Raw genomic sequence first — 13598 nt, forward strand, 5'->3', positions numbered from 1 at the left:
ATGAACAAAAATTTCAAAGTAATCATCGTTGAAGATGTCAAACTCGAACTGAAAGGCACGGAAGAAATCTTCCGCCATGAAATACCCAATGCAGAGGTCATTGGCACTGCTATGACCGAACAAGAGTTTTGGACTTTGATGGAAAACGGTGTGCCTGACCTCGTCTTGCTGGACTTAGGTTTGGGAGGCTCTACCACCATCGGAGTCGATATCTGCCGCAACATTATCAAACGTTACCCCGACGTGCATGTCCTGATATTCACCGGAGAAATCCTGAACGAGAAGTTATGGGTAGATGTACTTGAGGCCGGAGCAGACGGTATTATTCTGAAAACCGGAGAACTGCTTACCAAAACCGATGTGCAAGCCGTGATGGATGGAAAAAAAATGGTCTTCAATCATCCTATCTTAGAGAAGATTGTAGAGCGATTTAAAAAATCGGTATTGAATGACGCTAAACGTCAGGAAGCTATTATCAGCTACGACATCGATGAGTACGACGAGCGGTTCCTTCGCCATCTGGCATTGGGATATACCAAGGAGATGATAGCCAACCTGAAAGGTATGCCGTTTGGAGTGAAGTCGTTGGAGAAGCGTCAGAACGATTTGGTGGGACGTCTTTTTTCTCCCGACGAACGAGTGGGGGTGAATGCCACCCGACTGGCAGTACGCGCATTAGAACTCCGCATCTTGAACATTGATAATCTGGAAGCCGACGATGAGTAGACAGCGCATGCCACACCCCGCCACGATGTTCTTCCTGTTGACGCTGGCAGTCATCCTCCTATCATGGATATTTGACATCTATGGTTTGAGCGTGCTGCATCCGCAGACGGGCGAGGAGATACGCGTGCAAAGCTTACTGAGTCCGGAAGGCATACGCTGGCTATTGCGCCATGTAATCACCAACTTTACGGGATTTGCTCCTCTGGGTTTGGTGATTGTAGCTATGTTTGGAATCGGTGTGGCTCAACATTCGGGATTCATTGATGCATGTATCCGCAGAGGAGTACGGAGCAAACTCGCTCCTTGGCGTACGCTTGTTTGGGTGATAATCTTAGGCTTGCTCTCCAATGTGGTGGGAGATGCAGGATATATCATTTTGCTCCCCATAGCAGCCACTTTATTCCAATCCGTTGGCTTGCATCCCATAGGGGGAATAATCACAGCATACGTTTCTGTCTCTTGCGGATATAGCGCTAATATCTTTTTGACTACTTTGGATCCGATGCTTGCCGCTTCTACTCAAGAAGCAGCTGATATGTCGAACATTGCTTCCGGGCAAACGGGACCTCTGTGCAATTATTATTTTTTCTTTGCTTCTACTTTCCTGCTCACATTTGTCATTTATTATATAACCCGTAAGAGCTTGTTACCCGGTTTAGGCGAGTACGGAGGCAACATTCGTTTCAGCGGATACAAACAATTATCCCGAAAAGAACGAAGGGCTATGATAGGAGCCGTTATGGTGGCTTTGCTGTACACCGGTATTATCATATGGGCAACTTTCTCTCCATGGGGCATACTACGGAGCGTCAATGGTGGACTGATTCGTTCTCCTTTCATCGTGGGCATTCTCTTTTTGTTATCTCTTGGCATAGGATTAACAGGGATGGTGTACGGTTTTGCTTCGGGACGTTATCGCACGGACGGTGATGTGATAGAAGGACTGACGCAACCCATGAAATTGCTAAGTGTGTACTTTGTGATAACTTTCTTTGCCGCACAAATGTTTGCATGTTTCGAGTATTCTCATCTGGACAGATGCATAGCCATCATGGGAGCAAATTTGCTTTCTTCTGTACGTTTAAGCAGTATATGGATTCTGATATTGTTCATTCTGTTCACTGCCTTGGTCAACACGATTATGGTATCGGCCACCGCCAAATGGACTTTCATGTCATTCATCTTTGTTCCGGTATTGGCGGGTATGGGCATTTCGCCGGACATGACCCAATGTGCTTATCGCATTGGCGACAGTGCCACCAATGCCATTACCCCCTTTATCTTTTACATGCCACTCGTTCTGACTTATATGCAGCAATATGATAAAAAAGCAACCTATGGCTCGCTTCTGAAATATACATGGAAATATTCACTTACCATTTTATTCTTTTGGACGGTTTTGCTCATACTATGGTACATCAGCGATTTACCATTAGGGTTATAGTGCTGCTTGTCTGCCAATCCGTTTTTTATAGATACGCTTTTCTCAGTTTGTTGTAAATGGATAAAGAAACTATATTGGGTCAATCAATTTGGAATTGGAAGCATTAACCTCATATGCGTTCACGTAAAATAACACTTGTTACAGCCTTTCTAAAAAGCTCAAAAAAGTTAAAAAGGTTTTGCTACTATATCTTAGCTGACTATTTTTGAAAATCAACTTTTAATTAATATAAAACGTATGAAAAAATTAATCTTATCTATTACACTATGTTGTGTAGCCGCAAATTTCTTTGCACAAAATGCTGATCCTGCACAATTGGTAAATGATGGTAAAGCTGCTCTTGAGGCTAAAAACTATCAGGTAGCTTATACGAATTTCAGCACTTATTTGACACAAACAAATAATCAAGACTCTGTAATCGCATACAACTGCGGCGTTTGTGCCGATAAGATAAAGAAACCGGCCGAAGCTCTGAAATATTTCGATATCGCCATCCAAAAGAAATATAATTTGGCAAATGCTTATATAGGAAAAGCCGGGGCATTGAAAAATTTGAAGAAGAATGACGAATATGTAGCAACTTTAAAAGAAGGACTGGAAGCAAATCCGGATAACCAAACATTAACGAGATTATATGCCACTTATTATGTAAATCAGGGAATCATGGCACAGAAAGCCCAAAAGACCGATGCTGCGGTAGATGCCTATAAGCAAGCAATAACGATTCAAGAAGATAATGTAAATGCCCTTAACGGTCTGGGAACTTTATATTACAGTAAGGGAGCCGTTGCTTTGAAGACAGATAAGGAAAAAGCTAAAGTAGAGTTTAAAGAAGCTAAAGAATATTTGGATAAGCTTATTCCATTACTCTCTGCCGGCAATCCGGGTCAAAAGAAAATGCTGGATAATGCAAAAACAATGATAAACTTCATTAATACCCAATTGAATTAAAAGGTTTCAGGTTCAGACACGGAATTTCCAGATTTACGGATAGACATACGAACATCATGTAAATATGTGAGATTCCGTGTCTGATATTTATTACTCGATTTTTCTCAACACGACAGCTGTACGTGCCGGTACATAGAGCTTCAGCCATTCTTTCTTTTCCTTTTTGTACAATGGATCGTGATTGGTGAAATGTTTCACTGTATCATCTGCAAAACCATTGCCGCCAAATGCAGGATTATCCGTGTTCAGAATGACCTCGTATGTTCCTGCCGGAACAAGGAAGCCATAGTCTGTGAAAGACTGTTTAGGGTTGAAGTTAAACACAAAAACCAAATTCTTGCGCATATAAGCCAATACCTGATCGCCGTCATTATGCCATATTTCCTGAACCGGTGAAGCCTGGAAGTTCTTCACGCTTTTCACCACTTCGAGCATTGCCGTATCAAAATCGCCCATGTAATGATATGCCAATTGAGGATTGTCCACCAAATTCCATTGACGGCGAGCATATTTGCACGACCAACTGTTACCTTCACGAGGAAAATCAATCCATTCAGGATGGCCGAACTCATTGCCCATAAAGTTCAGATAGCCGCCATTGATAGTCGTTGCTGTCAACAAACGTATCATTTTATGAAGAGCTATACCGCGATTCACCGTATAATTCTCATCTCCCTTCTGCATGTGCCAGTACATATCGGCATCCACCAGACGGAAAATGATGGTTTTGTCGCCCACCAATGCCTGGTCATGACTCTCCGTATAAGAGATTGTCTTTTCATCTTTTCTACGATTGGTGACTTCCCAAAACATACTTGACGGTTTCCAGTCTTCATCTATTTTTTCTTTGATTGTCTTAATCCAATAGTCGGGAATGTTCATTGCCATGCGATAGTCAAATCCATAACCGCCATCTTCGTACTTGGCTGCCAATCCGGGCATTCCCGAAACTTCTTCGGCAATCGTTATGGCTTTGGGGGTTACTTGGTGGATAAGCCTGTTGGCAAGGGTCAGATAACAAATGGCATTATCATCCTGATGACCGTTAAAGTACTCTTCATAGTTACAGAACGCTTCGCCCAAACCGTGGCTGTAATACAACATAGATGTTACACCATCAAAACGGAAGCCGTCAAAATGAAATTCTTCCAGCCAGTACTTACAGTTGGATAACAAGAAGTGTATAACTTCATTTTTTCCATAATCAAAACATAGAGAATCCCAAGCCGGATGTTCACGCCGCCCGTCGGGATAGAAGTATTGGTTAGGATCACCGGCAAAATTCCCCAAACCCTCCACTTCATTTTTCACTGCATGAGAATGAACAATATCCATGATGACGGCAATATTCATACTATGGGCCGTATCAATCAATTCTTTCAGTTCTTCCGGGGTACCGAAACGGGAGGATGGCGCAAAGAAACTGGAAACATGATATCCGAAACTACCGTAATAGGGGTGCTCTTGAATGGCCATTATCTGTATGCAGTTATAACCCTGCCTGGCTATGCGCGGAAGAACTTTTTCCTGAAATTCCCGATAGCTTCCCACCTTCTCTTCCTGTTGAGCCATACCGATATGGCATTCATATATCAGCAAAGGATCGGTGGTCGGTTTAAAGGAACGTTTCTTCATCTTATACGCTTTCTCCGGCGTCCAGACTTGTGCACTGAATATTTTGGTCTGTTCGTCCTGCACCACACGGGTAGCCCATGCCGGAATACGTTCGCCGTAACCGCCGTCCCAATGTACCATCAGTTTATATAAGTCACCATGTTTCATGGCATCGGCCGGAAGTTTTATCTCCCAATTACCATTCGTTTTTCGCTTCAGACTGTATTTCTTATCTTCTTTCCAGTCGTTGAATGTGCCTACCAGAAAGATTTCGGTTGCATTCGGTGCCCACTCACGAAACACCCAACCATCATCTGTGCGATGCAGGCCAAAATACATGTAGCCGTCTGCAAAATCAGATAAGCTCTGCTTTCCTTCGTCGGTCAATTCGGCTTCTTTGTCGACGGCATACTGATGACGTCCGTTGATGGCCTCGGCATAAGGCTCCAGCCAAGGGTCGTTTTTAATCAAATTCAGTGTCTCCATAAAGGATTGTTTTGGGGATATTTGATAAATTTATGCTTTTACTTTTATTATTACTTTCTTCACGCCTTCAGCAGTGATGCCCGGAGCGTGTCCGTCTTGAGGAAAGAAAATGGCAAACATGCCTGGTTTCACTTCGATATAACTTTCGGCCAATCCTTCATAGAAAGTGATATCCTTCTCTGCATTGTAGACAGAATCGGCGGGAACACAATCTTTGGAAGTGGTATATCCCATTGTTTCCGTCCCCGAAAGCGGTATTTGAATGTCAATATATTCTCTGTGAGTTTCCAACTTGGCCTCTTGCTTGGTTTTAGATTTTGTTTGTGTCACATTGGCCATCAAGTCTTTTCCTTTCAGTTCAATCTTACCGATTTCGAGGGTATTCAAGTCGTGAGATTTCAAAAAGTCAAAGGCTTGTGCAAACAGAGGATTCAACGAAACATATTTTTCTATATTTTCAAGTTTGTCTATAATCATAATATTTAATGTTTTAGCAAGTTTATTATATGGGTAAACTATTCAAAATCATCTATCGTATAATTTACAAAGTCAGAAAAACGTTTCATCTGCTTAAGAATGTCATCCGTACGCTCCAGAAAATCAGGGGGCAAGAAGAAACTGTCCGGTAATTGGCAAGCAACCGTATATTCCTTACATTGAAGATATTTCAGGTAAGGGTAATCTTTTGGGAAGCCCTTAGGAGCTGTTTTCAGGAAATTTTCTCCTATAACGGGAAAGTATTGCTTGAAAGACGGATCTTCTACTATGCCACGAAATTCATCGATATTATCATAAACAGCCTGTCGCAAAGCTTTCAAGAGGGGAGGAGGGGGGCAATAGCTTCCTCCTGCCAACATACAATTACCAGGTTCCAAATGGATATAATAGCCGCAATGGTCGGACTTCTTCCCTTTGGCGTTGATGTATCCTCCCAAATGAGTTTTATAAGGTGTCTTGTCTTCGGAAAAACGTATGTCACGATAAATACGGTAAGTACAATCTTTTGCCTCTATGCCACGAATGCTTTCATCAAACAAAGAAATACGGGAAATGATAACAGTAAGCAATTCTTCAAACTCGTTACGAACCAATTCATACAGTTCCCGATGAGCATTGAACCATTCACGATTATTATTAGCAGACAGTTCCTTCAAAAATTGAAATATAGCGGGTATATTCATATCATATTCATTCCTTTAACCTGCCAAATTTACAGATAATATTTCTAACATAACACAAAGAAGGATAAAAAAAGCATTGGGCAACATCGCAACTCCATATTTTGTTTAAAGCAGGCAAAGAGATTGTGAGGTATTTGTTTTATCTTTGCAAAAAAGAACGGAAGATGATTGAATACAAGAATTACAGTGAAGCAGAAGTCAATGATTTGATAGCATGGGCCAGAACAGCCTCTTTTCCTCAACAAATCAGATTGAGTGAGGCCGAAAACATTGTGGACGTGAAGCGCTATGTCAAAGCAAATTTAAGCGATATAGAGGCACACTATCCTGACCCATTCTACAATCCGGCCATCACACATTTGATTCGCTTGAAAGCAAAAATGGAGGAAAGCATTTAAACGCTTCCTCCATTTTTTTCGCCGGACCTTTATCTTGTCATCTGTCCAACCTTATAACCTAATCTTCAGAATTCTTCCTCCGTATCCTTCAACAGCAACATTGGTTGCCTTGTAAGGAAGCAAGCTGATACTCTCTTTTCTTCCACTGAGCAAATCGGTGGCTTCATACTGATTGATTTGTGGCATTTGCAGAAAGCTGAAAGCATGAGCGGGAATATTGATAGCAAGATCGACTGACAGGTGATCGAAATTTACGACAAACAGCAATAACTCACTTTCATACTTGCGCAAAAAAGTATATTGCCTATGTTCGTTGAAGCGCCATCCTCCGATATTAGCATACATCAAATCGAAAAAAGCACCTTGCGAGATGGCTTTTTCTTCGTTGCAGAGTGTCAGTATCCGTTGGTAAGTGTCATATATATACTTCTGTTTTTCTGTAAGCATTTTGCCATCGAACTTACCTCCATTGCGCCAACGGCGGATTGTATCAACGCTCCAATAATCAAAAATGGTAGTACGCCCGTCTCTTCCGCTGAAGCCCTCACTATCCATGCCCGGTTCGCCGAATTCCTGTCCGAAATAAATCATCATCGGGTTGGTATTCATACATGCGGATACAATGAGTGCCGGGATCGCCTTGCGCGAATTGCCTGCAAAGAAATCAGAAGCAATGCGCTGCTCGTCATGGTTCTCTAAAAAGTTCAACATACGAGTCTCTATTCCCCCCAGACTCTGCCATGAGCGTGTGATATCCGTTGCCGAGCCTTGTCCACAAGTCACAGCCCGTAAGGTATCATAAAGCCCCACTTTATCATATAAATAATCAAATTTGCCTCTAAACAAGTAGTTCTTGTATTCTCCCGGATTGTAGACTTCGGCTATAAATAAAATGGAAGGATAGGCAGCCTTGACTTGAGGGATGACCCATTCCCAGAACTCCACGGGAACCATTTCCGCCATATCGCAACGAAAGCCATCAATGTTTTTTCCTGCCCAGAACAGCAGAATATCCAACATCTTATGCCAAGTGTCGGGAATGGGGTCAAAATGACAAGTCCCACCGTTCTGATAATCCACTCCATAATTCAATTTTACCGTTTCATACCAATCGGTGGCATCGGGATAGGAATCAAAACGATTATTCCCGGTAGCTTTTGCCGGATACTCCCTATAAGATTCAGATGCCGGTCCTTTTATGTCAAATCGGCCGCGCAATTCGGATTGCGGAATATAATAGAAATTATTGTACGGACTAAAGGCATGATTCACGTCATCGTTTGTTCCCAATTGCGAGGTTCCGTCCGGTTGAGCATCCGAATGATATTGACGGGCTACATGGTTGGGCACAAAGTCGATGATAACCTTCAAGCCACTGCGATGTGTGCGTTGCACCAGATTCTCGAACTCTTTCATACGTTCCGGAACATTTTTAGCAAGATCCGGATCTACATCATAATAGTCTTTGATGGCATACGGAGATCCCGCTTTCCCTTTCACAATAGCCGGATGGTCGGGACGGATGTTATAACGTCGGTAATCTGTCTGGGTAGCATGCTCGATGATGCCTGTGTACCAAATGTGCGTAGCCCCCAATTTCTTAATTTCTCCCAATGCCTTGGCTGAGAAATCTGCCATTTTGCCGCATCCGTTCTCGTCTATGCCACCATTATTCACACAATGGTTATTGTTGTTCCCAAATAGCCGGGTAAATACTTGGTAAATAATCAATTTATTCTCTTCCTTCATATCTTTCGCACTCCATATCATAATCTTTTACTTCACGCTTTCCAAACACTTCCTTTGTCTGCAAGCAAGCCTTGCAGCACATCGTTGGCGGTGTTATATCCTTGCATGAATATTTCTTCAGCTTTCTCCAACTCCGTATTGCTGTATCCTGCCAAATTATAAGGTTCTACCAACAAGTCTGCTTTTTCCCGCTCCGGAAAAGTATTGGAACGAAACATGAAATTGTATGAGCGCATCGCAATGCTGACAATGTTTTTCTTATATTCCGTCGCCATCAGCGGACTAACATTTACTGCCACCACCTTGTCGCATATACGTCGTAATGTAGTGACAGGCAGATTCATCAGTACACCACCGTCTACATAATAAGTTCCGTCAATCTGTACCGGAGCAAACAATACCGGCATGCAGCACGACGCGGCCACACGTTCGGCAATGTCTCCTTTATGAAAATGTACCAAACGCCCATGATCCAGGTCGGTAGCAGTCACAATCATAGGAATTTGCAGTTCTTCCAGCTTTTTAGCCTTCAGGTTACTCTTTAGGAAATCAACGAATTCTCCCAACTCAAACAGGCCGACTTTAGGTATCACCAATTTTGTCAAGTCCTGAAATTTATGTCCTGAGAAATAGTCGAGTACTTTATGCGGTTCATTACCGTCGGCGTAAAATACTCCAGCTAAAGCACCTGCACTCACACCGGAGAGTATATCAGGCTTTATATCATGTTCCAATAAAGATTGCATTACCCCCAAATGGGCAAAACCTTTGATGAAACCACCACTTAACGCAAAGCCTACCGGATGTTTTTGAGTGAACCAATTATTTGCTGCTGCCTCCATACTAAAAAGAATAAATTGCAATGTTCGGCACGAAATTAGTGATTTTATTGCAGGAAGAAAGGGTTCCGGCCGAAAAAAGTTCGTATGTTGCAGGAGCTTACTGTTTTTTATGGATATTCGGATAAATCCGTAGGGAAATCCCTTTCCACAAATAGGAAGAAAACCTGAGCTATATCCGTTATTCTGTTTATCTTTGCGGTAACTAAAAACTTGACAAGATGAAAACTTTCAGACAAATTATTGCAGGGGCGACAATCGTCATGGCATTTTCCGGTTGCGCTTCACTTATCCCTTCCAACTCCAGTACAAATGTATTGAGCAGCATTCAAAAAGGAATGAGCAAGCAAGAGGTAATCAACATATTGGGTTCTCCTGAATTTCGCCGTTTCGACAGGGAAACCGAAGAGTGGGAGTTTACAAGAAAACTCTATAACGAAGACGCTATCGCCACGACAACCCAGATCGTGATAAGCTTTGAAGAGGGTAAGGTGGTTGCCATGGATTCTTTCAGGAGAGATGCTTATTCAGTGCCGACACCTCCCGACGGTATGGTCATAAATCCTCCCGTCGGCTTTTATTTCAAAGGAATGCACCCCGGAGAGTTCCAGCGTCTGTATGAAAAAGTAAAATCCCGTCCTTTCAAAGACGACCAGACTGAGATGCTGCATGTGGCTTCCCGCAATAATAACCTTAGTTGTAAACAATGCGCCAGACTGATGTCGCTCTTTCCTTTTGATGACGACAAGATAAAAGTGCTAAAGATGTTTGCTTCGGGCATTGAAGACATTGAAAACTACGATGAGATTCTGGATGCCATCGATTCATTGTTCAAGAGGGATGACGCCAAGAAGATTCTGGGCATACGCCGTTAATCATTCCGATAACGGGAAATAATGCCATAAAGGTCCGTTGCCTTGTCCTATTTTCATCTCTTTTGCCCGGGCAATGGCTTGACTGATGTACTCCTTGCTCCGGCAGACGGCTTCATCGAGCCGGTGTCCGTCGGCCAAAATTGTGGCGATGGCGGAAGAAAGCGTACAGCCGGTGCCGTGCAGGTTCCGGCTTTCTATTTTGGTATGGGAGTAGATTGTCCATTCGGAGAGCGGAACAGTGTCGGCATAGTCGGAAGAGCGTCTTTCGTAAAGAACATCGCACATGTCAGCACCTTGCAGATGACCGCCCTTGATCAGTACCGAGGTACGAAACCTATATGATAATTCTCGGACCGCCTGTTTCATCTCGTCCGTATCAAAAATCGGCTGTTCGCACAGCAAGCCTGCTTCGTGCAGATTCGGGGTGATAAGGGTGCATAAAGGGAAAAGCTCTTCCTTGATGGCTCGAATGGTTCCTTCAGTCATCAAGGGTTGTCCGCCGGTTGATACCATGACGGGGTCATACACCACAAATGCGGGATGGTATTTTTGAAGGCACTTCACAATGGAATATACCGTTTCGGCATCGTGTATCATACCTATTTTGACACTATTCGGCCGGAGGTCATCCATTACGGACACGATTTGCGCTCGCACCACATCGGCAGGCATCGGATACACAGCCTGTACTCCGATCGTATTCTGTGCCGTGACAGCCGTGATGACAGAGGCGGCATAACCACCCAAAGCCGAAATCGTCTTTATGTCGGCTTGAATGCCTGCACCGCCTGAGGAGTCGGAACCGGCAATAGAGAGAATGATGGAAGGCATAGAGAAAGTCGATATTTTAAAAATTGAGCATACTAATGGGGAAGTTATACAGGTGCACAGGAGGCTTGTAAGCGGATGAAATGGGGAAGGATATCTTCCTCTTTTCTTTTCCAGACATCGCCCAACACGGCAACACCTCCGAATCCTAAAGAATGGATTTCGGGCAAGTGCTGTATGCCGACTCCTCCCAATGCGATGACTTTTTCGTTGATGATGCCTGCCTGACACGCTTTCAGCAAACTGTCATAAGGGTAGGCTGAGGTGTATCCTTCTTTGGATATGCTGTCGTAAACGGGACTGAGAAAAACATAATCGCAAAGACGCTTGCGTTGCGAGACTTCGTCGAACGAATGGCAAGAGCAACTGATATGTCCCGAATAACCCGTCGGTGCATGCTTGTTGCGCCCGTTCAGGTGGATGCCCTTCAGGTTGAAAACAGATACCATCTGAAAGTGCTCATGCGTCACAATCCTCGACATATATTCATCCGGTAGTTGCTGAAGAAAGCAGTCCAGCTCCCCGGCAGAGGCTTCCGGCTTACGCAGATGAAGAATTTCCAGACCGTTCTCAAACAGAGCGGTGATGATGGCGGCTTCTCCTTCAAAGAAGCGCGGGCGGGTGATAACAATCAGTTTCATGGTTTTCTTATAATGAAAGGATATACGATTGCATGGTTCTTAAATCAATGGTCCAAAGCCTGCCGGTTAACGGTTCGCCGTAGCCGCAAATCAGTTTCAAGGCTTCACTCGCCTCCACACTGCCCACAACGGCGGGGGTGACACCGATGACCGATTTGTCGGGGGGAGGCATAAGCCGCATTTTCTCCTCATCTGGATAAAGGTCACGGTAGGTTTTGGGACGTTTGCCGCAACCGAATACGGATACTTGTCCTTCAAACCCCTGAATGGCTCCATACACGTAAGGTTTGCCCAAGGCAATGCAGGTGTCGTTCATCAAGTAGCGTGTGGCAAAATTGTCGCAACCATCCACTACTAAATCATAACCTTCTATCAGATCTGCCGCATTTCCGCTATGGATGCGAAAAGGAAAGGGGCGTACCTCCACTTCGCTGTTCAGGGCGTGTAATCTTCGGGCGGCACAGGCCACCTTCGATTGTCCCACTTCGATTTCGGAGTAGAGCACCTGGCGTTGCAGGTTGCTGATGTTTACCGCATCATCATCCACAAGTCCCAGTGTGCCGACCCCTGCACCTGCCAGATAGAGGGCGATGGGCGAACCCAATCCTCCTACACCCACTATCAGCACTTTGGCGTTGCGCAGTTTCTTCTGTCCGGTTTCTCCCAGTTCGGGGAGAGCAAGTTGTCTGCCGTATCTGTTCATTGTCCGTCCTCTGTTTTTAGGCATGGATTTTACGGGAGGGGGTGTTCAAATCGAAACAAGCATCCCAGTCTTTCCACACCGGTTCGCGTCCCAAACGCTTCAATGCCCTGTCCACTTCCACAGCTTTGCGCTCGTCGCTCACATGAAACTGCTCCAGCGTTTGCGGATAACTGTAATATCCTCCCGGCTCGGTTTTGCTCTCGGCGCTCATGGTCGTCACGCCGAGTGTTGCCATGTGGTCGCGTATGGCGGCAGGTTCGCGGGTGGAGTAGGAGATATCTACGTCATGGTCGAAGATGCGCATGGCAAAGGTGACTTGCGCCAGCTCTCGGTCACTCATGATGACGTTCGGGCGGAAACCGCCATTCTCCGAAGGGCGCATGCGCGGAAAGTTGACACTGTACTTCGTCTTCCAATAGTGCTTCTGAAGATAGCGCAGGTGGTAGGCCATCAGGGTGATGTCCGTCCGCCATTCCTTCTCCAACCCGATAAGTACCCCCATGCCTATGGAATGCACGCCGGCCTGTCCCATGCGATCGAATCCGTTGACCCGCCACTCGAATTTCGATTTCATGCCGCGTGGATGGTAGATGTGATAATGCGCCTTGTTATAGGTTTCCTGAAAACAGATAACGCCGTTCAATCCATGCTCTTTCAGTTCGGCATACTCTTCGGCTTTCAGAGGCATCACTTCTATTTTCAGGTTGCTGAAATAGGGCTTTGCGAGGTCGAGGGCACGGGCTATGTAGGGCACGCCGGCTTGGGCGGGATTCTCTCCCGTCACCAACAGCAGATTATCGAAGGGAGCCAGCCTCTTGATGGCTTTGTATTCATTCACAATCTCTTCTTCCGTCAGGATGGTGCGCGGCATCGGGTTGCCGATATGAAAGCCGCAATACACGCAGGAGTTGGTGCAGGAATTGGTGATGTATAGAGGGATGAACATGGAGATGGTTTTTCCGAAACGTTCTTCGGTGTACTTCTTACTGAGGCGTGCCATTGTCTCCAGATAGGGAGTGGCGGCAGGAGAAACAAGTGCCATGAAATCGTTTACATCACAATGCTCCTTGGCAAGGGCACGGCGCACGTCGGCCTCTGTCTTGGCATGGATGCGCTTCGTGGTTTCTTCCCATGATATATTTGCTAATTCGTCTGAAAACATT

The 13598-nt window shown here is 44.7% G+C and carries 14 protein-coding genes; 5 read left to right on the top strand and 9 right to left on the bottom strand.

The window, feature by feature from the left end; genetic code table 11:
• The 3 genes from C3V43_RS02990 (at position 1) to C3V43_RS03000 (ending at position 3121) form a co-directional block, all read left to right on the top strand.
• Positions 1-726: a DUF5932 domain-containing protein gene (locus C3V43_RS02990; RefSeq protein ID WP_106068535.1), complete on the top strand. Its 726-nt coding sequence runs from the start codon at positions 1-3 to the stop codon at positions 724-726.
• Positions 719-2170 (top strand): AbgT family transporter, encoded by a 1452-nt coding sequence (locus tag C3V43_RS02995; RefSeq protein ID WP_129588725.1) that lies wholly within the window; start codon positions 719-721, stop codon positions 2168-2170. Before C3V43_RS02990 ends, C3V43_RS02995 begins: the two co-directional genes overlap by 8 nt.
• Before the next feature lie 237 nt (positions 2171-2407).
• A complete protein-coding gene (locus C3V43_RS03000; protein WP_106068537.1) occupies positions 2408-3121 on the top strand; it encodes a tetratricopeptide repeat protein in 714 nt (237 codons plus the stop codon).
• 90 nt (positions 3122-3211) lie between these two features.
• Here the strand turns inward: C3V43_RS03000 and C3V43_RS03005 are convergent, their stop codons facing one another.
• The 3 genes from C3V43_RS03005 to C3V43_RS03015 are packed head-to-tail and all read right to left on the bottom strand — an operon-like array spanning position 3212 to position 6402.
• Positions 3212-5221: an alpha amylase C-terminal domain-containing protein gene (locus tag C3V43_RS03005; RefSeq protein WP_106068538.1), complete on the bottom strand. Its 2010-nt coding sequence runs from the start codon at positions 5219-5221 to the stop codon at positions 3212-3214.
• A gap of 30 nt (positions 5222-5251) precedes the next feature.
• Positions 5252-5698, bottom strand: coding sequence for a NanQ anomerase/TabA/YiaL family protein (locus C3V43_RS03010; protein ID WP_106068539.1), 447 nt, complete (start codon positions 5696-5698; stop codon positions 5252-5254).
• Between the two features lie 38 nt (positions 5699-5736).
• Positions 5737-6402, bottom strand: a complete 666-nt coding sequence (locus C3V43_RS03015) for a DUF2461 domain-containing protein (protein WP_106068540.1) — start codon at positions 6400-6402, stop codon at positions 5737-5739.
• Positions 6403-6566: 164 nt separating this feature from the next.
• Here C3V43_RS03015 and C3V43_RS03020 point away from each other — a divergent pair, with 164 nt between their 5' ends.
• Positions 6567-6800, top strand: coding sequence for a DUF6965 family protein (locus tag C3V43_RS03020; protein ID WP_106070432.1), 234 nt, complete (start codon positions 6567-6569; stop codon positions 6798-6800).
• Between the two features lie 51 nt (positions 6801-6851).
• Here C3V43_RS03020 and C3V43_RS03025 read toward each other — a convergent pair whose 3' ends face one another.
• A complete protein-coding gene (locus tag C3V43_RS03025) occupies positions 6852-8549 on the bottom strand; it encodes an alpha-amylase family protein (protein ID WP_106070433.1) in 1698 nt (565 codons plus the stop codon).
• A 32-nt stretch (positions 8550-8581) separates the two neighbouring features.
• Positions 8582-9391 carry a patatin-like phospholipase family protein gene (locus C3V43_RS03030; RefSeq protein WP_106068541.1) on the bottom strand — a complete coding sequence of 270 codons (810 nt, stop codon included), beginning with the start codon at positions 9389-9391 and terminating at the stop codon, positions 8582-8584.
• 218 nt (positions 9392-9609) lie between these two features.
• Between C3V43_RS03030 and C3V43_RS03035 the strand changes: the two genes are divergently transcribed.
• Positions 9610-10263, top strand: coding sequence for a DUF4476 domain-containing protein (locus C3V43_RS03035; protein ID WP_106068542.1), 654 nt, complete (start codon positions 9610-9612; stop codon positions 10261-10263).
• On the opposite strand, the gene thiD is transcribed toward C3V43_RS03035, so the two are convergent.
• Genes thiD through thiH form a run of 4 tightly spaced genes read right to left on the bottom strand, consistent with a single transcriptional unit; the run spans position 10264 to position 13597 of the window.
• Positions 10264-11094, bottom strand: coding sequence for a bifunctional hydroxymethylpyrimidine kinase/phosphomethylpyrimidine kinase (thiD, locus tag C3V43_RS03040; RefSeq protein WP_106068543.1), 831 nt, complete (start codon positions 11092-11094; stop codon positions 10264-10266).
• A 44-nt stretch (positions 11095-11138) separates the two neighbouring features.
• Positions 11139-11732 (bottom strand): thiamine phosphate synthase, encoded by a 594-nt coding sequence (locus C3V43_RS03045; RefSeq protein WP_106068544.1) that lies wholly within the window; start codon positions 11730-11732, stop codon positions 11139-11141.
• Positions 11733-11739: 7 nt separating this feature from the next.
• Positions 11740-12435, bottom strand: coding sequence for a HesA/MoeB/ThiF family protein (locus tag C3V43_RS03050; protein WP_106070434.1), 696 nt, complete (start codon positions 12433-12435; stop codon positions 11740-11742).
• 16 nt (positions 12436-12451) lie between these two features.
• Positions 12452-13597 carry a 2-iminoacetate synthase ThiH gene (thiH, locus tag C3V43_RS03055; protein ID WP_106068545.1) on the bottom strand — a complete coding sequence of 382 codons (1146 nt, stop codon included), beginning with the start codon at positions 13595-13597 and terminating at the stop codon, positions 12452-12454.
• Position 13598: the final 1 nt, after the last annotated feature.

It is taken from the genome of Prevotella heparinolytica (assembly GCF_002998535.1).
In the GTDB taxonomy this organism is placed as follows: domain Bacteria; phylum Bacteroidota; class Bacteroidia; order Bacteroidales; family Bacteroidaceae; genus Bacteroides; species Bacteroides heparinolyticus.